The following is a 23,649-nucleotide window of genomic DNA, read 5'->3' as shown; positions in this document are numbered from 1 at the left end:
ATATCTTTATCTAAATTCGCAGAGCGTATGATATTACGCATGACCTATGTCACTACTAAGATAGTCGAAATTAACACCAATTTTGTCGGCTGCGATTTGCCAGCGTTCTTCAAACGGTGTATCAAATAATAAATTCAGATCGGCAGGGCAGACTAACCAGTCACCATTACTCAGCTCTTGGTCTAGCTGTTTTTTGCCCCAGCTGGCATGACCTAAGCACAGCTGATAGTGACCAACACCTTGCCCTGCGGCAATACGCTTCAGAATATCTTGGCTAGTCGTGATGCAAACGTTCTCTGAAATAGCAAAAGAAGAGGCCCATTCCGGCTGACCAGTATGCAGCACAAAGCCAACCTCCGGATACATAGGGCCGCCCTCTAATGCCACATCTTCCATCACCTGCGGATTGGTCACTTCAATGTCTAAATCTTCTAGCAGCTTACCTACGCGAGATTGCTCAAGCGGACGATTGACCATCAGACCTAGGGCGCCGTGCTTGTCATGACGGCAAATATATATAAGTGCCTGCTCAAACCTTGGGTCTGACAGCTCTGGCGCTGCAATCAAAAAATGATGGGTCAAATTGGTTTTAGACATAGAAACAAACGCAACCTAATAATAAGGGTGAAAGACCACTATATGGTGATAATCAATAGAAAAGCAAGATTCACACCAATTGCTGCTGACGATCATATAGATTCAAATAACCATCCGTTTTGATGAAAACGAATGATTATTTAACGTTAGATAGGTCAGATAAGAGTTATTTAACATCGGATAATAAGCTGCGGGCATGATCGCGCGTGACATCAGTAATAATGACACCACCAGACATACGCGCCAACTCGTCTACTTGTGCACTGTCGGTCAGTATGAGTAGTTCGCTTTCGGTCTGTTCTTGATGATGCTTTTGTACCAAGATATGTTGATGCGCTTGTGCCGCGACTTGTGCTTGGTGTGTGATAGCTAACAATTGCTGTGTTTGGCCAAGTGAGCGTAGCAGTTCGCCAACCACTTGCGCAGTGCCGCCACTGATACCGACATCGACCTCATCAAATACTAGCATAGGCTTGGCGGCGTTGTTATCAGCATTGGTCGCTTGTAAGACTTGCATCACGAGCGCCATACGTGACAGTTCACCACCTGAGGCGATTTTGTGTAGAGGCTGCATTGGCATACCGACATTGGCGCTGAACAATAAATCAATATCGAAACAGCCTTGTGCATTGTACTGACTAGGTTCAGATTTTTTGGTAAAAACAAATTCACAGCGAGCATTAGGTAGCGCAAGTGGTTGTAGCTGTTTGATGAGTTGCTTACTAATTATCGGAGCAGCTTTTGTGCGCTCTTTATTCAACTGTGTCGCCAGAGCGAGATAGTCTTGCCAAGCCTGCTCAATTTGCGCTGCCATTGCATCACTGCTTGGCTCGTTCTCTAGCTGCTCTAATTGCGCTTCCCAGCCTTTTGCTTCATCAATTAAATCGCTCGCTGGCAAGCTGTGCTTACGTGACAGACGATGTCCTAAGCTGATTAAATTGTCTAGTGTTTGCAAGCGTTCAGGATCAGGTAGCTGCTGTTCGGCATAATCTGATAGCAGGGCAGTCACCTCAGTGATTTGCTGCTGTGCTAAATGGAGCTGTTCAGAAGCTTGTTCAAACGTTTGACTGACGCTTACTTGGTTATCACAGAGTTTAATCGCTTGTCCTAGCAAGGTCATGACGTCTGGCTCATCAGTATCATTGTCGAGCAAATGCAGACCATGACTGGCCTCTTGCATTAGGGCTTCAATGTTGGAGAGCTCTTCATGTTCAGATTCAACTTCTGCGTAGTCCACAGCCAATAACGGCGCAATATCTGCTAATTGGCTCTGCAACAACTGAATACGATCTTGACGCTGGGCTTCACGACTTGCGATGTCATCTGCTCGACGTTTTAGCTGCTGATAGGCTTGATAGCTACTGGCAGTTTGGATGGCTAGCGGTGTTATCTGTGCCATTTCATCAAGCCATTGCACCACAAACTGCGGCTTAAGCAATGCTTGCTGAGCATGTTGGCTATGTATATTGACCAGTAAAGTGCCTAAGCTCTTTAGCTCCGCTAAGCTAACTGGTGAACCATTTAGCCACGCTTTTGAGCGGCCAGTATTGCTTAATTGTCGACGAATAAGTACTTCAGGCTCTTCTAGCGATCGCTCATTTTTGGTAAACCACTCAGCGATGATACTGTTATTTTCTACATCAAATTGAGCGTAGATATCTGCATGCGCGGCGCCATGCCTGACCATCGCACTGTCTGCTCGCTCACCGACACACAGTGATAGTGCATCTAGCAATAACGACTTGCCAGCACCTGTTTCACCAGTGATGACATTAAAACCTTCAGCCACGCTCAGCTCATGCTGAGCAATCAACGCAAACTGATGTAAAGTTAACGATACTAGCATCAACGCCTCTCAGGACAGACAATGGACATCATATAAATCTTAGAAAGCCATCTATAAATAGGGTAAATAAGGAAGTGAAAATATCTATTTAAACTTGCTAATTAGATAAATATTGTAGGCAAATATTATGGTGTTAAATGTGCGTAAATACAAACTTTAAGATGAGGTATAACAGAATTTATTATGGGGAGATTACCATAAAACTATTAAAAACTGACAATAAATCATCAACATAATACCTATAATGTTAATCATTAGGGTCATTGGATATTCAAAGACAAGCATAGTATGCGAAGAAGTATTTTGACTGATAATGATAAAAATATACCTAAGATAATGGTCTAGCATCCGCTTGTAAGAATACCAAATGAATATTAAACGAACGGGTAGATACTTGCCATCGAATAGAATTTTCCTAGTCGCTTTAACAAACTTTATAGATATAATGTGGTAGCATAATCTCACATAATGATAAACTCTTCTTATGAGTTTGATGCGCGATGCAACCTAATAACGAGTCATAATTTTGTAAAATTGTAGGCGTATAGTGGTAAAAACATGCCACTCAATCATTATTCAAAAGCGTTTTCATGGAACCTGTGGCTACCTTTAGCGCGCAGATATCTACTATAGAGGGATAAGGTGCCTAAAGCAGGCGTGTTTGCTTACTGGTCGCGTATTTGAAGCCCAGTGCAACTCTGTCGGTACTTTAACCCGTTACTTATTTTTTAGTTTTGCCATAATTATTTGATAAGGAAGCCACTATGACAGCGGCGCAATTTACTAACGTAACAGTTAATGCCCAAGCGACAGTATCTTATGATGGTCGCTGCTCAAGCCATACCATTATGTTCGAGGATGGTCGCCATAAAACGCTAGGCGTGATCTTACCTTGTGACAACTTGGTTGAGCATTATCACTTTAGCACCAATACTTCTGAGCGTATCGAAATCACCAGTGGTGAGTGTGAAGTGAAGATCAATGGTGATGATGAATTCAGCTACTACCGTGCAGGTCAGTCATTTGTTGTTGAAGGCAATAGCGGTTTTAACCTACGTACTGAAGAGATTGTTCAATATGTCTGTCATCTAGAAGGCTGATATTATCAATAGGGCGCTTGAGCTTTTATTCTAGCGCCTGTTCTATCACACATTAGTGTTTCGAGAAAATAAACAATATCGGATTGGTATTGTTTATTTCTTTTTTTGACATTTAATTTACTGTTCTCTCATCATCAATGAGCTATGACAGTTAAAGCCGACGTCATTTTCTTTTATCCCGTCGCCTAGTGCGATATCCACTTTATATTTAGTAGGCCTATTATGGCAAAACCCATTTATTTTTACGGCATTCATGCCATTGATGCGTTACTTGAACATCGTCCTCTTGATGGTCTTAGTTTGTTTGTGCAGCAAGGGCGTGAGAGTGACAGTCATGTACAAGCTATCATGGCTGAAGCAGAAGCAAACGGCATTAGCATTCAACCAACCCAAAAAGACAAGCTAACGCAATTATGTGGCAGTCCGCAGCATCAAGGCGTGGTGCTCAATGCTCGTCCGTTAGGTTTCGCTGATGAAGGTTTGCTTGATACTATTATTGGCCGTGAACAGTGCCTATTATTGGTACTAGATCAAATCACAGATGCACATAACTTTGGCGCCTGCCTACGTACCGCAGTGGCTATGGGTGTGGATGCAGTGGTTTGTCCAAAACACCATGCAGCGAGCCTAACGCCAACAGTCGCTAAAGTATCAGTTGGCGCAGCAGAGATGATGCCGATTGTCAGCGTTACGAACTTGGCACGCACGTTGTCTCAAATCAAAAATGCAGGCGTTTTTGTATTTGGTACGGCACTTAGTGAAGAGGCTAAGCCAATACATGCCGCTGACCTAACTGGCAAGACCGCTATTATTATGGGTTCAGAAGGAGAGGGTATGCGTCGCCTGACAATGGAAAGCTGTGATGAGTTGGTTTATATTCCAATGTCAGGAAACGAGCATGGTAATCTACAGAGCCTAAATGTGAGTGTTGCTACTGGCATGGCACTGTATGAGGTCAATCGCCAGCGAACTTTAGCTGCTGGGCAAGCGTAAGATACTCTTGGTGCAAGGGTTCTAGTTGTAGATATAGAGAGGCAAGGTCGCTCTCATTGAGTATGACATTGTCTGCATGACGATTACGCTCTTCACGACTAAGCTGATTGGTCATAATGGCTTTAATCTTTTGTATGCTTTGATCATCACGCTGACTGGCACGCGCAAGCTGCGTATCTTCGGTCGCATCCATGACTAAAATACGTTGACATAAATTGGCCAGTCCTGCTTCTGCCGCCTCTATAAGTAGGGGCGCAGACAAGATTATATACGGTGAAGTACTAGCATCTAGCTGTGCTTTTGCTGTCTCACGTATCGCTGGATGAGTGATAGCCTCAAGCTCAATCAGCGCTTCAGGATTTGCAAATACGTGTGTACGTACAGCAGCCCTATCCATAACACCATCATCCGTCAGTATCCAATCACCAAATTTTTTCTGGATTTTCTGCAGAGTGACGCTACCTTTAGCGACAGTCTGATGGGCGATCACGTCTGCGTCAATAATATCGATACCTTGCTCAGCAAACCAAGCACTAGCGGCAGATTTACCGCTACCGATACCACCCGTCAAACCGACTACGAGCTTCTTATTTTTTGGTTGCGTGGTTTGTGGTTGGTGTGAATAAGAGTGCGATGTATTTTTTGACATAATAATGGCTTATCTGACAGATAGAACAATGGATGCAGCTTTAAACTCACAATTGACCTTTTAAGGCTTTATTTATAAGTCACTACCGAAAATTTACGACAATAATCTAATGTATGCTATCAGTTATTATTAGACATACATACCAAGATACCAGCTGACGATATCTGAGCCGTATAATAAAGCAACAATACCTGCGATAGCGATATAAGGCCCAAAAGCAAAAGGTCGGCTTTCACCCTGTTTTTTCATCAAGATCAGCCCAACAATAGAGCCAAGTAAAGATGATAGTAGAATAATCAAAGGTAACATCATGGGTCCAAGCCAAGCACCTAATACTGCTAGTAGTTTAAAATCCCCTTGACCCATTCCATGTTTTTTAGTTATTAAGTAAAACACTTTGACTACTATCCATAGTGATAAAAACCCAAGTAGTAATCCCCATATTGACTGTGTTGGTGAAACGAACCAGCTTTGTGAGTTTACTGCCAATCCTAAGCCTGCCAAAGGGAAGGTTAGACGATCAGGTAGGAGCTGTGTGTCAAAGTCGATACCTGTTAGAGCGACCAGTGTCCATACTAAAACCAATGCGGACAGGCCTGTAGTATTTACCCCAAACTTATATATTACTAATACGGACAGAAGAGCAGTGACTAGCTCAACGAGAGGATAACGCAGACCGATAGCCGCTTTGCAGCTTGAACAGCGTCCGCGTAGTAACAGCCAACTTATTAAAGGGATATTTTCATACCACTTAATTTTATGTGCGCAATGAGGGCAGCGTGAAGCAGGGCGACTTAGGGTAATCGGTTGGTCAGTAGCGACAATATTTGCTATGGGCAGCGTATGCTCGCGTGGCATATCTGCCTGTTCAGACATAAACTGGCTACACTCTTGTCTCCAACCATACACCATCATCAGCGGTATGCGATGAATCACAACATTTAGAAAACTGCCAACGCAAAGACCTAATAGGCCAAACACGAATAAAGCTAGGGCGATGTTTTCTTGTAGTAACTGTATAAATTGCATCAAATCATTATCCTACTACTGCGCCCATCTGGAAAATTGGCAAGTACATTGCGATGACTAGGCCACCAACTAACACACCTAAAACTGCCATGATCATTGGCTCCATCAAGCTGGTCAAACCATCGACGGCATTATCAACTTCATTTTCGTAGTAGACAGCGACTTTATCTAGCATCTCTTCTAAGCTACCAGACTCCTCGCCAATACCAACCATCTGAATGACTAGACTCGGAAACAAGTTGGTCGAGCGTATAGAAAACTGTAATTGCTGGCCAGTAGATACATCATTCTTAACTTGCTGAGTTGCGTTGTAAAACACAACATTATTGGTAGCACCAGCAGTAGAGTCTAGGGCATCAATAAGTGGTACACCAGCGGCAAAAGTTGTAGATAGTGTACGAGCGAAGCGGGCAATAATTGCTTGATAGGCGATATTGCCAAATATAGGTGCTTTGAGTACGGCACGGTCTAAAAAATCACGGAATTTTTTAGATCGTTTTTTAGCTTCTGAAAAGCCGATGATTGTACCGCCGATAACAATAATCAAGATGAACCACCATGCCTGCATCCATTCAGACATATTAACTACCATTTGGGTAAATGCTGGTAGCTCTGCGCCAAATGAGCTAAATAAGTCAGAGAATACAGGTACTACTTTTATCAGCAGAATCATAGTAACGATGATAGCCACTATGATTACAGCAATAGGGTATTTCATTGCCTTTTTGATTTTTGCTTTGAGAAGCTCACTTTTTTCTTTGTAAGTAGCGACTCGTTCAAGCATCGTCTCAAGCGCACCTGATTGTTCACCAGATTCGACGAGTGAGCAGAATAAATCATCAAAGTAACGAGGATGTTTGCGCAATGCAGAAGCAAAAGTACCACCTGCTTCAATATCTGCTTTGATTTGCAATACTAAGTCTTTCATACTTGGATTATCAAGGGAGTCGGCGACAATTTCGAAAGACTGGGTTAAAGGTACGCCCGCTTTCATCATTGTTGCTAGTTGCCGAGCAAAAATAGCAATATCAATGGCTTTAATGGCTTTTTTGAAGGTATAAAGTGGTTTTGGTTTTTTCTTAATTCCTTTAACCGTGATACCTTGTTTACGTAGGGTGGCTTTTGCCAGTTCTAAACTACGACTAGTAGTTTCGCCCTTAACTTTCTGCCCGCGTCGATTCACGCCGTCGTAAACAAAGTCCAACAACATATCGGTCTTAGCTTTTGCCATGTTCCTACCCTCAAAATTGTCCAATATAGATATTGTAAACCTACAACAAAATACCAGACTTGAAATATTAGTCAGGCTTACTTTATTTTAGCTTAAAAAACCAGTGTTTATCTGTTTTATTTTTAAAGTTATACGATAAAGAATATTGCTAGTTTATAACTTTTCTAGCAACTAAAAGTCAAGATGCTAAGACATAACATATATTTTATGATTTCATTTACTATTCAGAAGTCACCCGCATCATTTCCTGAATACTCGTGACACCTTGCAACACTTTTAAGATCCCAGAACGTCGCAAGTCGCGAAAACCGTTTTTAATGGCAGCGTCTTTGATATCTATTGCGTTACCATCTTCCATAATAATGCGTGAAATATCAGGGCTCACTTTCATCACCTCATAGATACCTACACGGCCTTTATAACCTTCACGACATTCATTACAGCCGACTGGTTCATAAATGACATTATCAGTGTTATCTAGATCAGTATCAGTAAAACCAATCTCTAATAAGCTCTGACGCGGTATGCTAATAGGTTTTTTACAGTTCTTACAGAGACGTCGTGCCAATCGTTGAGCAATGACTAAGTTGACTGATGTGGCAATGTTAAAAGAGGCAACACCCATGTTACGTAGACGCGTTAATGTTTCAGGTGCCGAGTTAGTATGCAAAGTAGAAAGAACCATATGACCTGTCTGCGCAGCTTTAATCGCAATCTCAGCAGTTTCAAGGTCACGAATCTCACCGACCATGACAATATCAGGATCTTGACGCAAAAAAGACTTGAGCGCATTAGCAAACGTTAGACCAACTTTGGCATTGACATTGACTTGGTTAATCCCTTCAAGGTTAATCTCGACCGGATCTTCAGCCGTTGAGATATTGGTTGCGCCAGTATTCAAGATGTTGATACCAGTGTAAAGTGATACCGTCTTACCAGAACCAGTAGGACCAGTGATAAGCAACATGCCTTGTGGTTTGTGTAATGCCTCTAAAAACATTTCCTGCTGATCTGGTTCATACCCTAACGCATCAATACCTAGCATGGCTGATGATGGGTCAAGGATACGCAAAACAAGCTTTTCACCGAATAACGTCGGTAATGAGTTTACCCGGAAATCAATCGCTTTATTTTTAGAAATTTTTAGTTTAATACGTCCATCTTGTGGTACCCGGCGTTCTGAGATGTCCATTTGAGACATGACTTTTAGACGTGCTGCAATTTTATTCGCAAGTTGAACCGGTGGATTGGCCATTTTTTGCATGACGCCATCAACACGAAATCGCACTCTGAAAGACTTTTCGTATGGCTCAAAATGTAAATCAGAAGCACCCATACGGATAGCATCAACTAGCATTTTATTGACAAACTTTACAACAGGTGCTTCATCGATGTTGTCACTCAGCTGAGTTTCACCATCCTCTTTATCTTCATCACCATCTTCAAAGTCAACACTTAGATCGCTATTAGAAAAGCTATCAAAACTTTGCATCGTATCCGCGTAAATATTTTCAATACGCTTTTTAAGCTTATTTTCTTCGACCACAATGGTTTCTATCGACAGTCGAGAATTAAAGGCAATCGCATCAATAGCATCAACGCGTGTGGGATCACTCAGCGCGACAAACAGGCGTTGTCCTCGTTTGAAGAGTGGTAACGCATTAAATTTACGAACGATTTTTTCATCAACCAAGTCTTTTGGAATAACATCAATGTTTAATGCATCAAGATCGAATAGAGGGTCGCCGAAAGCTTGGGATAGCATTTGGGCAAGATGATAAGCATCGGCCAATTTGTTGTCTACTAGATAGGGTACCAATCCTATTTGCTGCTGTTGTGATTCAATTTGTGCCGTCTTCATATTCGCTTCACTAACGACACCGTCGCTAATCAGTTGCTGCGCTAGACCGCCGTACTTACTGGTTGCGATAGACATTATAACCTCTCCTTTGATACAAAATATTCTATAGACTTGCTTGGCATTGCACGCTATATACTTGTTGTTTCTAGTTGATAACTCGCTATAACTGTTCTTGCTTTGTTTATCTTATCTACCTGTATATCTATATATAGAACTAGCAACAATATTTGATTTTATAAACTCTGTAGTATAGAACTTTACTTTAGTTTGAAAAAATTATATATACCATTAGACGACTAGCTCGTAAAAATAACGGTCTATTGATGTATTATCTGTAGATAAGTTTGCAGAAGTGATTCTGCTCATGGTGGCACGCTACTATAGCACTTACGAATTATTTGTTATACTGACGCGCATATTAGCCGAATTGGCATGAATACATGAGACAAGGTAAATAAGTATGCAAGCTTGGGTAATTGGCAATTGGAAACAGAATCCTGCGACTAACAGTGCTGTCAATGCGCTATTGGACGACTTATTGACTAAAGTTAATACTGAAGAACAAGCCAACTCGCAGACATCAAAAAACCGCTGTAAATTAATGGTAGCGCCAAGTTGTGTTCATTTAAGTACAGTGAATACGCGTCTAGCAGATAGCTCAATACTCTGTGCCGCACAGGACGTTAGTACTTATAGTGCAAGTACAGGAGCCTATACGGGTGACTGCTCAGCCCAACAGGTAGCAGATGCAGGTGCTACTTGGACGCTACTTGGCCACTCTGAGCGTCGCCAATATCATAAAGAGTCTCATGATTGCCTGATAAGCAAATTGTCTCATGCGTTTTCTCAGAATTTAGGTGTGGTGTTTTGTATCGGCGAAACGCAAGAGCAGTACGACAATGGTCAAACACTCGACGTTATCAATGAGCAACTCTCGGTGATTAAAGACTTGCTGACTCAGCAGCCAGAGTTAGCATCATCGTTATCTAAAAAGCTGCTCGTCGCTTACGAACCTGTATGGGCCATTGGTACAGGTAAAGTACCTACTGTGGCAGAAGTGAGTAAGACTCATCAGTATATCAAGCAAACGGTTGCAAGCTTTGCTGATATAGCAGGTACGATTACCGTGCTGTATGGCGGTAGTGTTAATGCTGATAATGCCAATAGCTTTGCTTCTGACGCTATGATTGATGGCGCATTAGTAGGCGGTGCTTCATTAAAAGCGGAGAGCTTTCTAGCGATTGCCGATGCCTTTAACCAAGCCAATGCTTAAATGAATAAATAACGCTCAGATATCAAGATCATAGCTTATAGAGAGTATGGTTTTATCGGTTAGTAAAAGTAGGTTTAACACTGCCCTTGCAATCGTGTACAATGCGCCTTATTTATATAGTCGATTTGGCATTTGATCATGCCAAGTGTCATTCTATTAACCTTACGTTTTATTTTCCGTTATCAGTCGTCATTACGCGGCAAAAGAGGCCACCATGTTTACGTTTATATTAGCCCTGCATATTATTGTGGCCATTGCCATGATCGGCTTGATTCTGATACAGCATGGTAAAGGGGCAGACGCTGGAGCTTCTTTTGGTGCCGGTTCATCAGGTACGGTGTTTGGCGCAGCAGGTACTGCTAACTTTTTGACGCGTGCTACTGCAGTACTAACGGTCATATTTTTTATTACTAGTATGACGCTTGCTGTTCATGCGCGTAAGCAAGCAGAAGATCAGTTTCGTCTAGATGCACCAGTTTCAGCACCGCAAACGCCGCGTCCATTGACTCAAAATCCTGAGTAAGCCTCTTTTAAGTAGGCAGCGCTTGCTATTTTGGTAGGTTAGATTTACAATGCTTTCCTGTTTTCGCAACTCCTATTCTATAGATGCCTACCTTAAGCATCATTGATTATAGATTGGATGATAGGAACAGAGCAGTAAAATGCGATTGTGGTGGAATGGTAGACACGCCATCTTGAGGGGGTGGTGGCGAAAGCTGTGGGGGTTCAAGTCCCCCCAATCGCACCAAGTTTTACAGACGCAGCATAGCGTCAGGTTGGATTTTTAGCAGACAATACTTAATTTATAATTAATTTAAAAAAAGTATTGACACTTCTACGAAACCTCCCTATAATATGCGTTCTAGATTGATGCGGGGTGGAGCAGTCTGGTAGCTCGTCGGGCTCATAACCCGAAGGTCGTTGGTTCAAATCCAGCCCCCGCTACCACTTTTTATACTGATGTTTTGTACACTAAATTTGTCAGTACCGATTAGCCCACCATTATGTTTGTGGGTTTTTTTGTATCTGAAGGTCAGTGTTATCGCGGTATCTATCCTACTTATGCTAAGCTCTAAGTCTATAGAGTATGATATTACTCGTCACTGGTCATCATCGGCCGCTACCGGCACGATGCTTCTTAAGCAACACTATCTTTTATTCCTCATACTTTTATCGATAGTAGTGCTTTATAAATAATAAAAGCATTGTTTGGCCGAGCTTGATGTTTTTTACGCTCGTCCCTATATAAATGCACAATATGTATCATATATTTGTGATTTAAAATTATATACTGACCGTGATTCTTATCATCATAAGATTGCTATATATAGATAAGAGTCAATTTTTAATACGGTTTACTAAGTACGATAGATAAGTGAATAGGAAAATACAAAGAGATTATGAAGCTTTCGACTAAAGTTGCAGAACTGACTAATATTATTGCCCCTGCCGTGGCCGCTTGTGATGTGTCATTATGGGGTATCGAGTTTGCGCCACAAGGTCGTCGCTCTTTACTACGTATCTATATTGAGGCATTGCCAGAAGAGCAAGCCCAAGATAAACAAGTAACGATTGAAGACTGCGCGGCAGTAAACCACCAAGTAAGCGGTATCTTAGAAGTTCATGATCCTATCGCTGGTGAGTATATCTTAGAAGTATCTTCACCTGGTTTTGATCGTGCGTTTTTCTCAGATGAGCAAATGCATGCGTATGTTGGTCAAACTGTTAGCTTGCGCCTGATTCAAGCTATCGGTACAGGCGATCAAAAACGTCGTAAAGCCACAGGTACTTTAGATAGTATTGATGAAAACTCTTTAAAACTAACGTCAAGTGATGGCGAGCAGTTTGAGATTGCATTGAGTAATATTGATAAAGCCAATTTGATTTATGAAGATGCCTAGATTCGTACTAGGGTAACTGTTTATAGGTAGACAGTTTTATCTTCCAATAGCTTATGTGGCTTATAGCAACTATATAATAGCAGCACCCAAATTATAAAATTTAAGTCAATTAAAAAATGATAGGACAGGTATAGCATGAGTCGTGAAATCTTAACGGTAGTAGAAACTGTCAGTAATGAAAAGGGCTTAAATCCTGAAGATATCTTTGAAGCAATTGAAGACGCTTTAGTGGTATCGACTAAGAAGAAAGTATATACCGAGCAGCCAGAAGTGGCTGTACGGGTAGCGATCGACCGTGCAACTGGCGATTACGATACTTATCGTTACTGGACAGTGGTTGCAGATGAAGACCATGAAATGCCAGCTTGTCAGCTTGCTATCACCGATCTTGATCAAGAAGAGTGGTCAATTGGTGATATTAAAGAAGAGCAAATTGAATCAATCGAATTTGGTCGTATTGCTGCTACTCAAGCCAAACAAGTCATTATCCAAAAGATTCGTGAAGCTGAGCGTGCACTAGTTGCAGACGCTTTCGAGCCACGTGTTGGTGAGATGATGTATGGCGAAGTCAAAAAACAGACTCGTGATGGCTATATTATTGATTTGGGTGACAATGCCGAAAGTTATTTGTCACGTGACCAAATGTTGCCACGCGAACAACTCCGTGCAAAGTCGCGTATCAATGCTATCTTGTACCATGTAAACCGTGAAAACCGCGGTGCACAGTTACTGTTATCTCGCACGCATCCTGAAATGCTATCAGCATTGATGCAAAAGGAAGTGCCTGAGATTGCAGAACAAATTATCGAAATTCGTAACGTCGCTCGTCTACCAGGTACTCGTGCTAAAATAGCCGTGAAAACCAACGATCATCGTATCGATCCAGTTGGTGCCTGTATCGGTATGCGTGGTACACGTATCCAAGCAGTACAGCAAGAGTTAGACGGTGAGCGTATTGATGTGGTGGTATGGTCAGATGATCCTGCCCAGTTTATCATCAGCTCTCTAGAGCCTGCTGACGTAAGCAGTATCATTTTAGATGAAGATACTCAAACAGCAGACATTATCTTTAGTACCAATGACCAATTGGCGCGTGCTATTGGCTCACAAGGTCAAAACGTACGTCTAGCGTCTGAATTGACAGGCTATAAGCTGAATATGATGCTTGAAGAAGAGTATCAGCAACGTCAACAAAATGAATCGAAAGCGTTTATTGAATTATTCTATGAGCGCCTAGAAGTAGATAAAGATTTAGCACAGGCATTGGTTGATATTGGTTTTACCAGTATCGAAGAAGTTGCCTATGTACCAGTTGAGACTTTTTATGATATCGAAGGTCTAGACGATGAAGCGATTGATATGATTCAAGAGCGTGCTAAAGAAGTTGTCATCGCTGATGAACTGGTCAAACAACAGAACATGAAAGAGCCAAGTCAAGAGCTTCAAGAGCTTGAAGGTATGACAGTCAGTTGGGCTTACAAAATGGCGCAAAAAGACATCATTACTGTTGATGACTTGGCAGAACAAGCCGTCTTCGATTTAGAAGATATCGAAGGATTAGACTCTGAAACTGCAGGAAAACTCATCATGAAAGCTCGGGAATCTTGGTTCGATGAATAAGCGGTAACTGCATATCGCTGTCTTTTGGTGATATGCTATTGAGAATAAAGCGCTGATATCTATTTATAAGTATCAGCCTTAACCCAATCATTTGTAGCCAACAACTGAATTGAACATATAGCAAATAATAGACAGTAGGTGATAATAAATGGCAGATAAGACCGTCAAAGAACTGGCAGAAATGGTAGGCAAAACTACAGATGCTGTAAAGCAGCAATTAGTAGATGCTGGCCTGCCTGCTCGCGCAGAGGATGACCTAGTCACCGAGCTTGAGCAAGAAAAGCTGGTGACGTATTTAAAGCAAAGTCATGGTCAACAAGAAAAGCGTCGTATTAGTCTTAAATCTAAGACGACCAGTACTGCACGTGTGACTGGCTCTTCTGGTAAATCTAAGAGCGTCAACGTAGAAGTGCGTAAAAAGAAAGTATTCGAAAAGCCTGATCCAGAAAAAATGGCTGAAGAGCTAGCCGCTCGTGAGCAGGCTCTAATTGAGTCTCAAGAACGTGCAGCAAAAGAAGCTGAAGAACGTGCCGCTACTAAGAAAAAAGCGGAAGAGCGTCAAGCAGCAACGCTAGCAGCAATGCGCGCAAGCTTAGGCTCTAGCAAAAAATCAGACGACAAAAACGATGATATTTCTACATCAGTTGTCGTCAAAAAAGGCGGTAAAGCGACGGCTGAAGTTAAGCCTAAAGAGCAGCCGAAAAAGAAAGTTGCTGCAACCAAGCCTAAAGTTGAAACCGCTGCTGAACGTAAAGCTCGCGAGACTCGTGAGAAAGAAGAAGCGCGTCTGCGTGAAATCGAATTAGAAACCCGCCGCACACAAGCTGAAGAAGCGCAAAAGCGTACACTTGAGCAAATGCGTAAAATGGCTGGTAAATATACAGATCGTGAGCCTGTTACTGAAGTACGTAAAGATGAGCCATTGGCTGAAGGTTTGGTCGGTGATGCACTAGAAGAGTCTTTCGAAAAAGAGCGTCGCGAAATCAAACGTGGTTCGAACAGTACTGGTACTCGTGGTCGTCGTCGTAAGAACCAAGATGAGCGCGAAATCAAAAACCGCAAAAACGGTTTACGTTCAACTCAGGCGTCACAGCATAAATTTGAAAAACCTGTTGAAAAAATCGTCTATGATGTCGAGATTAGTGAGCAAATTTCAGTTGCCGATCTTGCTCAGCGTATGGCGGTTAAAGCTCGCGAAGTAACCAAATTACTTATGAAAATGGGTGAAATGGCTCGTGAATCAGATACGATTGATCAAGCAACCGCAAGCTTGCTTGTTGAAGAAATGGGCCACAACCCAGTACCAGTTAGTGATACCAAAGTTGAAGATGACTTACAGTACGCAGTTGATGAGCGTAGTAGTAACATCCAGACTCGTCCACCAGTAGTGACTATCATGGGTCACGTCGATCATGGTAAGACCTCACTACTAGATAAAATTCGTGAAACGAAAGTTGCGAATGGCGAAGCGGGCGGCATTACACAGCATATCGGTGCTTACCATGTAAAAACTGATCGCGGTGTTATTACTTTCCTTGATACTCCAGGTCACGCAGCGTTTAGCGCAATGCGTTCACGTGGTGCTCAAGCGACTGATATCGTTGTATTGGTTGTTGCAGCTGACGATGGCATGATGCCACAAACAGCAGAAGCAATCGATCATGCACGTGCAGCTGGTACGCCAATCATTGTTGCTATCAACAAAATGGATAAGCCAGGCGCTGATCCTGACCGTGTTCTTAATGAATTAACGACGAAAGAAGTTGTTTCAGAAGAATGGGGCGGCGATACACCAATGGCTCGTATCTCAGCCAAAACAGGCGAAGGTATCGAAGACTTACTAGAATTCATTAGCTTACAAGCTGAGTTAATGGAACTAGAAGCGCCACTAGACGGTGCTGCTCAGGGTGTGGTTATTGAGTCAAGACTTGAAAAAGGTCGTGGCCCTGTCGTTAGTGTCCTAGTGAAAAAAGGGACATTGAAACAAGGCGACTTGGTTCTAGCTGGTGAGCATTATGGTAAAGTTCGTGCATTAACAGACGAGCATGGCCAACGTATCAAATCAGCTGGTCCTTCTATCCCTGTAGAGATTTTAGGTCTGCCTGAGACACCTGCTGCTGGTAGCGAGTTCCTAGTTGTGACGGACGAGAAAAAAGCTCGTGAAGTTGCGGACTTTAGAACCAACCGTGAGCGTGAGCGTCAACTTGAGCGTCAAAATGCCATGCGTTTAGAAAGCATGTTTGATCAGATGGGCCAAGGCGATGTGTCATTCTTGAATATCGTATTGAAAACAGACGTACGTGGTTCACTTGAAGCACTACTGGCTGCCTTAAATGAATTGTCTACTGACGAAGTAAAAGTCAGAGTGATCAGTTCAGGCGTTGGTCCTATCTCTGAGTCTGACGTAACCCTTGCAGAATCGAGTGAAGCGGTACTGTTAGGCTTTAACGTTCGTGCAGACGCTACTGCACGCCGTAAAGCAGATACTGCTAACATGGATATTCGCTACTATAGCGTAATCTATGGTTTGATCGATGATGTTAAATCAGCAATGAGCGGTATGCTTGCTCCTGAACATCGTGAGAAAATCCTTGGTGTTGCAGATGTTCGTGAAGTATTCCGTTCTAGTAAGTTCGGTGCTGCTGCTGGTTGTATGGTGGTCGAAGGTACAATCTATCGCAACAAACCTATCCGCGTATTGCGTGATGACCAAGTTATCTTTACTGGTCAATTGCAATCATTACGTCGCTATAAAGAAGACGTTAATGAAGTACGTACTGGTATGGAATGTGGTCTGGCCGTTCGCGGTTATGATGTTGAAGCTGGCGATAAGATCGAAGTCTTCGAAATCCAAGAGTTCGCACGTACTATCTAAAGCTGCTGTTCGATAGCAGAGTATGTATCAATGCAATATGCGTAATCCGCTGAGCTATTTAGATACTTTGCTAATATTCAGCTGTACTTAGGCCTAACAGGTACATCCTGCTAGGCCTTTTTTAGCAAATATCAGTGCAACATCTATTAATCAGCAGATTTATACAGTAATAAAATAAGCCCATTAAAGTAAGGTAATAACATGAATCAACGTTTACAAAGATTGTCGGATCAGATTCAGCGTGAGCTTGCTGTTCTTATTCGCGATGAAGTTAATGACCCTCGTCTAACGGGTTTTGTCACGATCTCTAGTGTCAAAGTTAGCCCAGATTTAGGCTATGCGGATGTCTATGTCACTATCATGGAGCCCGAGCTCAATGATGCTATGAACAAGACCAATCATGAAGAAAGCATCAAAGTATTGAATAAAGCAGCAGGGTTTTTGCGTACGGAATTAAGTCATAGCTTAAAGACACGTACTACGCCGCGCCTACGTTTTCATTATGATGAAGTAACTGCTCGTGGTAACTACATGATGGACTTGATTAGTAAGGCCGTGACTAAAACTGAGCAAAACGAGAATGACGAGTAAATTATTATTATGTCTATAGCGTCTAAGCAAGTTGATAAACAAGCCAATAAAGTGCCTGATAAAGTAAAAGTTTCAGGTGTCATATTGGTGGATAAACCCAAAGGTATGACCTCGCAGCAAGTCGTGTCAAAAGTGAAGTATTTATTTAAATCACCGATACACGATAGTAAAAAGGCAGGACATACAGGAACGCTCGATCCGATGGCAACTGGCCTGTTGCCTATTTGCTTGGGTGAAGCCACCAAGTTTAGCCATTATCAACTGGATGCTGATAAATCTTACCAAGCGACTATCTTGCTAGGTAGTCAAACCGATACTGGTGATGCTGATGGCCAAATCGTAACGCAGGCTTCTATTCCAGTATTTGATGAAGACTCATTAGCGACTATTGCCCAGCAGTTTTTAGGTGCTCAGCAGCAGATACCACCGATGTATTCAGCGCTAAAAAAAGATGGCAAAAAACTGTATGAATATGCTCGTGCAGGTATTGAGGTTGATAGACCGCCTAGAGATATCACGATTAAAGCAATCAATCTACAGATGATAGACGATACCCAGATTAATCTAACGGTTACTTGTACGAAAGGTACTTACGTACGTGTATTAGCGGAAGATATTGCAAAGCAGCTAGGTACGCTAGGACATTTGACGGCATTGCGTCGTACACAGGTAGGTAACTTCAGCATTGATGATGCGATCGCTTTACCTTCATTAGAAGAGCATGGTTTAGAGGAGCGTCAGTCTTGGCTGCTGCCTATCGATGCTTGTATTGATATCGATGCTGAACTGATGCTGACAGAGGAACAATGCGCCCGCGTACATATGGGGCAGCGCCTAAACGTATTTGATGAGCTAACAGGTAAGCTCAAAGATTATGTTGCTAATATAGTTTCTGACCAACTATCTAATAATAGTTCTGTCGGTACCAATGATGACGCTAGTACCAATGGTAAAGCTGATACTGAACTTGATGCGTCTCAGCTACTAGAGCACGAAATACCTGTTGATATACGTTTACTCAATGAGCAGGGAGAGTTTCTTGGTTTGGGGTATGTGAGCTTAAACGGACGTTTACAACCTAAGAAATTGATTCAGCGCTAATAGTAACGTTTTCACCAATGTTACTTAAATAGAAAAAATACCACCTAACATTGGCCTGATTTACTAATAGTTTACACTAATCACATACCGTCACATTTTATTGCAGGTTTCGCCTATGGTGAAACCTGTTTTTTTTGTACTCTAGATTTATCAGATAGGGAATGCTGAGCTAAAAAACAAAATGGATAAGTAGTATAAAAATAAAAAATTGCTATAAAGCAAATAATTAAAATAATAGCCAATTAAAAGTAACCAATTAGAAGAAAAAAGTAATGCAGAAAGGACGCATTTGAATAAAAATAAAATAGTTCAAAGGAAAATGTAATACCAAATAATAATAAAACTAGCTTATAAAAATATAATGGTTCACAAAAACTAATAGATAAGAAGAAGGAAAGTTATGAAAACGATCGCTTTTTTACTACATAACCACTTCGAACAAGCAGAGTACGAAGACGTCAATAATCAGCTAAAAGACAAAGGCTACAAGACACTTCTCATAACAACAAATGATAAAAAAGAAGTGCAAGCCATGCAGCAAGACGTAGATAAGAGTGATACTTTTACTGCCGATATCTTTGTAGAAGATGCTAACGTTTCTGAGTATGATGCATTGGTTTTACCAGGCGGTACTGTCAACGCAGATACTATTCGTGGCAACGAAAAGGCTCATAAAATTATCAATGCTATTAATGAAGCAGGCAAGCCATTAGCTGTTATTTGTCATGCTCCTTGGGTTCTTATCAATACAGGTATTGCTAAAGGCAAAACCCTTACCGCTTACCCTACGTTGCAACTAGATTTAGAAAATGCTGGAGCAAACTACGTAGATAAGACAGTACAAATAGATGACAATCTTATTACTTCACGTAACCCAGATGATATACCCAATTTTGTTAATGCTATAGATAAAGCATTATCTTAGAATTTTGAATTCTAATTAAACAAGTTCAATTAATTAAGTACTATTAAATTTCAAATTTTTATAATTAACATTTATAACCATAACTAAGGAAGATACTATGTCAAACTCTAATCCAAACGATACTAAACTTGAGCAACAACGTTCTGATTCAGCAGGAGCAGCACTTAAAGGTCAAACTGAAGACAATCATAGTGAAAACAGCGAAGCAGCAGCAGAACGTATCGCAGCTAACTTAGAAAATGCGAAAGAAGATAAGTAGGTTTTTAATATGCCACCTGTAATGGGTGGCATTGATATGTTTATAGTTTGCACGTCTTATGATCGATGAGTGCAACGACAGTTAGTCCACAAAATAATAATTCAGGAGCTAATATGAGTAATTCACCGAACAATATGGACGAGCAAGAAAAAGAGATTGAAAAGCTTGCTGAAGAAATCAATCCAAGTGAGCATACTGCCCCAGACAGCTTAGCGGAAGTGACTACTGCCGCGCCTCTTGAAGATGATGAACTAGGCGGCAATGCGAAAGAATCTGACGTTAATAAGTAGTCTGCTTAGGTAGGATCTCAATAGATAGTTATCTATAGAACACTAGCTACTAAAAATTGAATGTTGCTTTACAAGTATTATGAAAAACTGCTGCTAGTTCAGCAGTTTTTTGTTATAATTACCCCCACATTTAAATTAGGTTTTGAATGATGTACTGTAGTTAGCCCATTATTTTGATTAAGTAGTGCTATAGTTAAATACAATGTACGATTCAAAACATACTAAATGGTTGTCAACCGAGCTTGTCGTACACTAGGTCAACTCTAGTAATGCAGGGTTGTCCTGAATGGCGTACAGGTTATTTTATTTATTATTCTATTGCTTTAATACTGACTCAAATTGCAGTCCGTTTTTTAAAGTTTTTAGCATTGCCGGAGATATTTATGCTAACTAATACCGATCGTGAACAAATCATCGCTCAATACCAACGTGGCGAAAATGACACTGGTTCTCCAGAAGTTCAAGTAGCTTTGTTGAGTGCTCGTATCAATGATTTGCAGAACCATTTTAAAGCACACAAAGCTGACCATCATAGCCGTCGCGGTCTTATCCGTATGGTTAACACGCGTCGTAAACTGCTTGATTACTTAAAAGGTAAAGACCTTGGTCGTTACACTACTCTAATCAGCCAGTTAGGTCTACGTCGTTAATCTAACGACAATAGTACGAGTGGAGGCTGAATTTTTTGCTAAATCGCTTGGAAATTGTTTGTTGTTATCGATAAAATAAATTTTTCTAAAAACGGTGTGGAATAGTTTCACGCCGTTTTTTTATGCTTATTCGTTTTAGACACCGTGCTCAAATAGTAAGAGCTGTAACTCCTTTTATGGAATAGCTAAGAGGAATATTGGTATAAACTGTACTAGCCAAGCCCCAAATACGGTATTTTCTGACGATAATTGCGCTACTGTGCAATTAATTGGTCAATGGCTATAAATCACTGTAAAATAATGCCTTGTGAGTTTGATAGCGCATCTGCTACAGATATGGCGATTATTAATAAGATATTCATTATTTGGCTTGGTAATCAGCGCAGATAGCTGATATTTGAAAGTTCAGAAAATAGCCTGTAGGGTTTTTAGCATCGAAGTCTTTTGACTTAATGTCTTTTTGATAGTATTTATAGTAAAGCCAAAATTGCACGACCGAATATACATAATAGTACGATGTCTAACTCAGACAAATATATGAGATAACCAAGTAACGTTATTGGCATTGGTTGCGATGATTTCTAATAGAAAGCATGTCAACTGATAGCCATATACACAGAATTTTAATGACAGATATCAGCTTTTTTGACGCTGATATCAGTTTTGTCAGTCAACATTAGGAAGATTATATGACAATGTTCAACACCATTAAGCGTGAATTTCAATATGGCAACCAGCAGGTTGTTATCGAGACAGGCCGTATTGCCCGTCAAGCAAACTCTATTTTAGTACACATGGGCGGCGTAACAGTATTAGTTGCAGCAGTCGTAAAATCAGAAGCTAAAGAAGGTCAAAACTTCTTTCCGCTAACGGTTAATTATCAAGAAAAAATGTATGCAGCAGGTAAAATTCCAGGTGCTTACGGCAAACGTGAAGGCCGTGCGAGCGAATTTGAAACGTTGACTTCACGCTTGATTGACCGTCCGATTCGTCCGCTATTCCCAGAAGGCTACGTAAACGAAATACAAATCACTGCTACAGTTGTATCATCAGATAAAACTCAGTCTGCAGATATCGCTGCACTAATCGGTGCTTCAGCAGCATTGGCTATTTCTGATGCACCATTTAATGGTCCTGTTGCTGCCGCTCGTGTTGGTTTCATTAACGGCGAATACGTTCTAAACCCAACGTCTGAGCAGCTTGAAACCAGTGATCTAGATTTGGTTGTAGCTGGTACTAAGTCTGCGGTATTGATGGTTGAATCTGAAGCGGCAGAGCTGTCAGAAGACCAGATGCTAGGTGCAGTATTGTATGGCCATCAGCAACAACAAATTGTTATTGATAACATTGCTTCAATGGCTGAAGAAATCGGCACTGCTAAGCAGCAATATTCTGCTCCTGAGCGTGACCAAGCCCTTACTAGCAGCATGAAAGAGCAGTTCGGCGAGCAAGTTGCTGACGCTTATACTATTACTGATAAGCAAGCACGTTACACGAAGCTTGATGAAATTAAGCAGTCAATTATTGATGCACTTGCTGGTGATGCTGAGTCAGAAACTTATGCTGATACCGTATCTGAGCTTAAAGAAATCTATAACGACCTTAAATATCGTACCGTTCGTGACAATATCTTGTCAGGTAAGCCGCGTATCGATGGTCGTGACCCTGAGACAGTTCGTGCGCTTGACGTACAAGTTGGTGTATTGCCGTATACGCATGGTTCAGCATTGTTCACACGTGGTGAGACGCAGGCATTGGTTACTACCACACTTGGTAATAGCCGTGACGTCAACATGATTGACTCACTAGGTGGTACGATTCGTGACCATTTCATGCTGCATTACAACTTCCCGCATTTCTCAGTTGGCGAAACGGGCCGTGAAGGTATTCCAAAACGTCGTGAAATCGGCCATGGTCGTCTAGCACGCCGCGGTGTACAAGCGATGCTGCCAGATAGTGAGCGTTTCCCGTATGTGATTCGTGTAGTATCAGAAATCACTGAATCTAACGGTTCATCTTCTATGGCTTCTGTTTGTGGTGCAAGTCTGGCATTGATGGACGCAGGCGTACCATTAAAAGCACCAGTTGCTGGTATCGCGATGGGTCTGGTTAAAGAAGGCGATCGTTTTGCTGTATTGTCAGATATCTTAGGTGATGAAGATCATCTAGGTGATATGGACTTTAAAGTAGCCGGTTCTAAAAATGGTATCACTGCACTTCAGATGGATATCAAAATCGAAGGTATTACACCTGACATCATGGAGCAAGCGCTTAAACAAGCTCATGCAGGTCGTATCCATATCCTAGAAGCAATGAACCAAGTATTGCCTGAGAGCCGTACTGAAATCAATGCTCATGCACCAAACTACGCGGTTATCGAAATCAACCCAGACAAGATTCGTGACGTTATCGGTAAAGGCGGCGCAACTATCCGTCAGCTAACGGAAGAAACTGGCGCGGTTATCGATATCGATGATGCTGGTACTATTCGTATCTTTGGTGAAAACAAAGCAGCGACCAAAGCAGCTATCGGTAAAATCGAAGCACTAACTGCTGAAGTTGAAGTTGGTAAAACTTATGAAGGAACCGTTGCTCGTATCGTCGACTTCGGTGCATTTGTAAATGTCTTGCCAAACACGGATGGCCTAGTACATATTTCACAAATCGCAGAAGAGCGCGTAGAGAATGTATCAGACTACCTAAAAGAAGGTCAGGTCGTTAAAGTACTCGTACAAGACGTTGACAACCGTGGTCGTATCAAACTAACTATGAAAGGTGTTGAGCAGAACTAATACTCAATATCTGATGTGGTTTAAGTAATAAAAAACCGCCTTGAGATGCTCAGTAAGAGTATTCAA

The 23,649-nt window shown here is 41.6% G+C and carries 20 protein-coding genes and 2 tRNA genes; 16 read left to right on the top strand and 6 right to left on the bottom strand.

Going from position 1 to position 23,649, the window contains the following annotated elements; genetic code table 11:
- Nucleotides 1–33 precede the first annotated feature (33 nt).
- On the bottom strand, nt 34–597 hold the full coding sequence (locus tag V6252_RS08030; RefSeq protein ID WP_101204671.1) for a YqgE/AlgH family protein: 564 nt from the start codon (nt 595–597) through the stop codon (nt 34–36).
- Between the two features lie 166 nt (nt 598–763).
- Nucleotides 764–2,443: a DNA repair protein RecN gene (gene recN / locus V6252_RS08025; protein ID WP_341610010.1), complete on the bottom strand. Its 1,680-nt coding sequence runs from the start codon at nt 2,441–2,443 to the stop codon at nt 764–766.
- Between the two features lie 764 nt (nt 2,444–3,207).
- Here recN and V6252_RS08020 point away from each other — a divergent pair.
- Both V6252_RS08020 and rlmB read left to right on the top strand, forming a co-directional pair.
- Nucleotides 3,208–3,543 carry a pyrimidine/purine nucleoside phosphorylase gene (locus V6252_RS08020; RefSeq protein ID WP_057757729.1) on the top strand — a complete coding sequence of 112 codons (336 nt, stop codon included), beginning with the start codon at nt 3,208–3,210 and terminating at the stop codon, nt 3,541–3,543.
- A 222-nt stretch (nt 3,544–3,765) separates the two neighbouring features.
- Entirely contained in the window at nt 3,766–4,536 is a 771-nt protein-coding gene (rlmB, locus tag V6252_RS08015; RefSeq protein ID WP_102078746.1) for a 23S rRNA (guanosine(2251)-2'-O)-methyltransferase RlmB, read from the top strand.
- Here rlmB and coaE read toward each other — a convergent pair.
- The 4 genes from coaE to pilB all read right to left on the bottom strand — a co-directional run bounded on the left by coaE (nt 4,499) and on the right by pilB (nt 9,381).
- Entirely contained in the window at nt 4,499–5,185 is a 687-nt protein-coding gene (gene coaE, locus V6252_RS08010) for a dephospho-CoA kinase (protein ID WP_341610009.1), read from the bottom strand. The genes rlmB and coaE overlap by 38 nt on opposite strands.
- Nucleotides 5,186–5,314: 129 nt before the next feature.
- Nucleotides 5,315–6,214, bottom strand: coding sequence for a prepilin peptidase (locus V6252_RS08005; RefSeq protein ID WP_341610094.1), 900 nt, complete (start codon nt 6,212–6,214; stop codon nt 5,315–5,317).
- Between the two features lie 7 nt (nt 6,215–6,221).
- Nucleotides 6,222–7,445 carry a type II secretion system F family protein gene (locus tag V6252_RS08000; protein ID WP_341610008.1) on the bottom strand — a complete coding sequence of 408 codons (1,224 nt, stop codon included), beginning with the start codon at nt 7,443–7,445 and terminating at the stop codon, nt 6,222–6,224.
- 220 nt (nt 7,446–7,665) lie between these two features.
- Nucleotides 7,666–9,381: a type IV-A pilus assembly ATPase PilB gene (gene pilB / locus V6252_RS07995; RefSeq protein WP_341610007.1), complete on the bottom strand. Its 1,716-nt coding sequence runs from the start codon at nt 9,379–9,381 to the stop codon at nt 7,666–7,668.
- A 385-nt stretch (nt 9,382–9,766) separates the two neighbouring features.
- On the opposite strand from pilB, the gene tpiA reads away from it, so the two are divergent.
- The 14 genes from tpiA (at nt 9,767) to pnp (ending at nt 23,583) form a co-directional block, all read left to right on the top strand.
- Complete coding sequence (gene tpiA / locus V6252_RS07990; RefSeq protein ID WP_341610006.1) at nt 9,767–10,579, top strand: triose-phosphate isomerase; 813 nt, start codon at nt 9,767–9,769, stop codon at nt 10,577–10,579.
- A gap of 214 nt (nt 10,580–10,793) precedes the next feature.
- Nucleotides 10,794–11,102 (top strand): preprotein translocase subunit SecG, encoded by a 309-nt coding sequence (gene secG / locus V6252_RS07985; protein ID WP_021814138.1) that lies wholly within the window; start codon nt 10,794–10,796, stop codon nt 11,100–11,102.
- Between the two features lie 141 nt (nt 11,103–11,243).
- A tRNA-Leu gene (locus V6252_RS07980) sits at nt 11,244–11,327 on the top strand.
- A gap of 123 nt (nt 11,328–11,450) precedes the next feature.
- A tRNA-Met gene (locus V6252_RS07975) sits at nt 11,451–11,527 on the top strand.
- Between the two features lie 452 nt (nt 11,528–11,979).
- A complete protein-coding gene (rimP, locus tag V6252_RS07970; RefSeq protein WP_057757748.1) occupies nt 11,980–12,480 on the top strand; it encodes a ribosome maturation factor RimP in 501 nt (166 codons plus the stop codon).
- Nucleotides 12,481–12,615: 135 nt separating this feature from the next.
- Nucleotides 12,616–14,100, top strand: coding sequence for a transcription termination factor NusA (gene nusA, locus V6252_RS07965; RefSeq protein ID WP_341610005.1), 1,485 nt, complete (start codon nt 12,616–12,618; stop codon nt 14,098–14,100).
- Between the two features lie 148 nt (nt 14,101–14,248).
- On the top strand, nt 14,249–16,975 hold the full coding sequence (infB, locus tag V6252_RS07960; RefSeq protein ID WP_057757754.1) for a translation initiation factor IF-2: 2,727 nt from the start codon (nt 14,249–14,251) through the stop codon (nt 16,973–16,975).
- Nucleotides 16,976–17,176: 201 nt separating this feature from the next.
- The gene (locus tag V6252_RS07955) at nt 17,177–17,566 is read left to right on the top strand and encodes a ribosome-binding factor A (protein ID WP_102078739.1); all 390 of its coding nucleotides are present in this window, start codon (nt 17,177–17,179) and stop codon (nt 17,564–17,566) included.
- Between the two features lie 9 nt (nt 17,567–17,575).
- A complete protein-coding gene (gene truB, locus V6252_RS07950) occupies nt 17,576–18,667 on the top strand; it encodes a tRNA pseudouridine(55) synthase TruB (protein WP_341610004.1) in 1,092 nt (363 codons plus the stop codon).
- Between the two features lie 400 nt (nt 18,668–19,067).
- The gene (locus tag V6252_RS07945) at nt 19,068–19,592 is read left to right on the top strand and encodes a type 1 glutamine amidotransferase domain-containing protein (protein WP_341610003.1); all 525 of its coding nucleotides are present in this window, start codon (nt 19,068–19,070) and stop codon (nt 19,590–19,592) included.
- 97 nt (nt 19,593–19,689) lie between these two features.
- On the top strand, nt 19,690–19,851 hold the full coding sequence (locus V6252_RS07940; protein WP_341610002.1) for a hypothetical protein: 162 nt from the start codon (nt 19,690–19,692) through the stop codon (nt 19,849–19,851).
- Nucleotides 19,852–19,964: 113 nt separating this feature from the next.
- Nucleotides 19,965–20,141 carry a hypothetical protein gene (locus V6252_RS07935; RefSeq protein WP_167514323.1) on the top strand — a complete coding sequence of 59 codons (177 nt, stop codon included), beginning with the start codon at nt 19,965–19,967 and terminating at the stop codon, nt 20,139–20,141.
- A 383-nt stretch (nt 20,142–20,524) separates the two neighbouring features.
- A complete protein-coding gene (rpsO, locus tag V6252_RS07930) occupies nt 20,525–20,791 on the top strand; it encodes a 30S ribosomal protein S15 (protein WP_045443035.1) in 267 nt (88 codons plus the stop codon).
- A 689-nt stretch (nt 20,792–21,480) separates the two neighbouring features.
- A complete protein-coding gene (gene pnp, locus V6252_RS07925; protein ID WP_101204658.1) occupies nt 21,481–23,583 on the top strand; it encodes a polyribonucleotide nucleotidyltransferase in 2,103 nt (700 codons plus the stop codon).
- The last annotated feature ends 66 nt before the right edge of the window (nt 23,584–23,649 follow it).

This window comes from Psychrobacter proteolyticus, from assembly GCF_038155145.1.
In the GTDB taxonomy this organism is placed as follows: Bacteria; Pseudomonadota; Gammaproteobacteria; order Pseudomonadales; family Moraxellaceae; genus Psychrobacter; species Psychrobacter proteolyticus_B.
The sequence above is the reverse complement of the archived record's forward strand: the minus strand, read 5'-3'. Positions and strand labels throughout refer to the sequence as shown.

Coding starts and splice junctions, on each gene's coding strand:
- V6252_RS08030 (WP_101204671.1), bottom strand. CDS start 597: ATGTCTAAAACCAATTTGACCCATCATTTTTTGATTGCAGCGCCAGAG.
- recN (WP_341610010.1), bottom strand. CDS start 2,443: ATGCTAGTATCGTTAACTTTACATCAGTTTGCGTTGATTGCTCAGCAT.
- V6252_RS08020 (WP_057757729.1), top strand. CDS start 3,208: ATGACAGCGGCGCAATTTACTAACGTAACAGTTAATGCCCAAGCGACA.
- rlmB (WP_102078746.1), top strand. CDS start 3,766: ATGGCAAAACCCATTTATTTTTACGGCATTCATGCCATTGATGCGTTA.
- coaE (WP_341610009.1), bottom strand. CDS start 5,185: ATGTCAAAAAATACATCGCACTCTTATTCACACCAACCACAAACCACG.
- V6252_RS08005 (WP_341610094.1), bottom strand. CDS start 6,214: ATGCAATTTATACAGTTACTACAAGAAAACATCGCCCTAGCTTTATTC.
- V6252_RS08000 (WP_341610008.1), bottom strand. CDS start 7,445: ATGGCAAAAGCTAAGACCGATATGTTGTTGGACTTTGTTTACGACGGC.
- pilB (WP_341610007.1), bottom strand. CDS start 9,381: ATGTCTATCGCAACCAGTAAGTACGGCGGTCTAGCGCAGCAACTGATT.
- tpiA (WP_341610006.1), top strand. CDS start 9,767: ATGCAAGCTTGGGTAATTGGCAATTGGAAACAGAATCCTGCGACTAAC.
- secG (WP_021814138.1), top strand. CDS start 10,794: ATGTTTACGTTTATATTAGCCCTGCATATTATTGTGGCCATTGCCATG.
- rimP (WP_057757748.1), top strand. CDS start 11,980: ATGAAGCTTTCGACTAAAGTTGCAGAACTGACTAATATTATTGCCCCT.
- nusA (WP_341610005.1), top strand. CDS start 12,616: ATGAGTCGTGAAATCTTAACGGTAGTAGAAACTGTCAGTAATGAAAAG.
- infB (WP_057757754.1), top strand. CDS start 14,249: ATGGCAGATAAGACCGTCAAAGAACTGGCAGAAATGGTAGGCAAAACT.
- V6252_RS07955 (WP_102078739.1), top strand. CDS start 17,177: ATGAATCAACGTTTACAAAGATTGTCGGATCAGATTCAGCGTGAGCTT.
- truB (WP_341610004.1), top strand. CDS start 17,576: ATGTCTATAGCGTCTAAGCAAGTTGATAAACAAGCCAATAAAGTGCCT.
- V6252_RS07945 (WP_341610003.1), top strand. CDS start 19,068: ATGAAAACGATCGCTTTTTTACTACATAACCACTTCGAACAAGCAGAG.
- V6252_RS07940 (WP_341610002.1), top strand. CDS start 19,690: ATGTCAAACTCTAATCCAAACGATACTAAACTTGAGCAACAACGTTCT.
- V6252_RS07935 (WP_167514323.1), top strand. CDS start 19,965: ATGAGTAATTCACCGAACAATATGGACGAGCAAGAAAAAGAGATTGAA.
- rpsO (WP_045443035.1), top strand. CDS start 20,525: ATGCTAACTAATACCGATCGTGAACAAATCATCGCTCAATACCAACGT.
- pnp (WP_101204658.1), top strand. CDS start 21,481: ATGACAATGTTCAACACCATTAAGCGTGAATTTCAATATGGCAACCAG.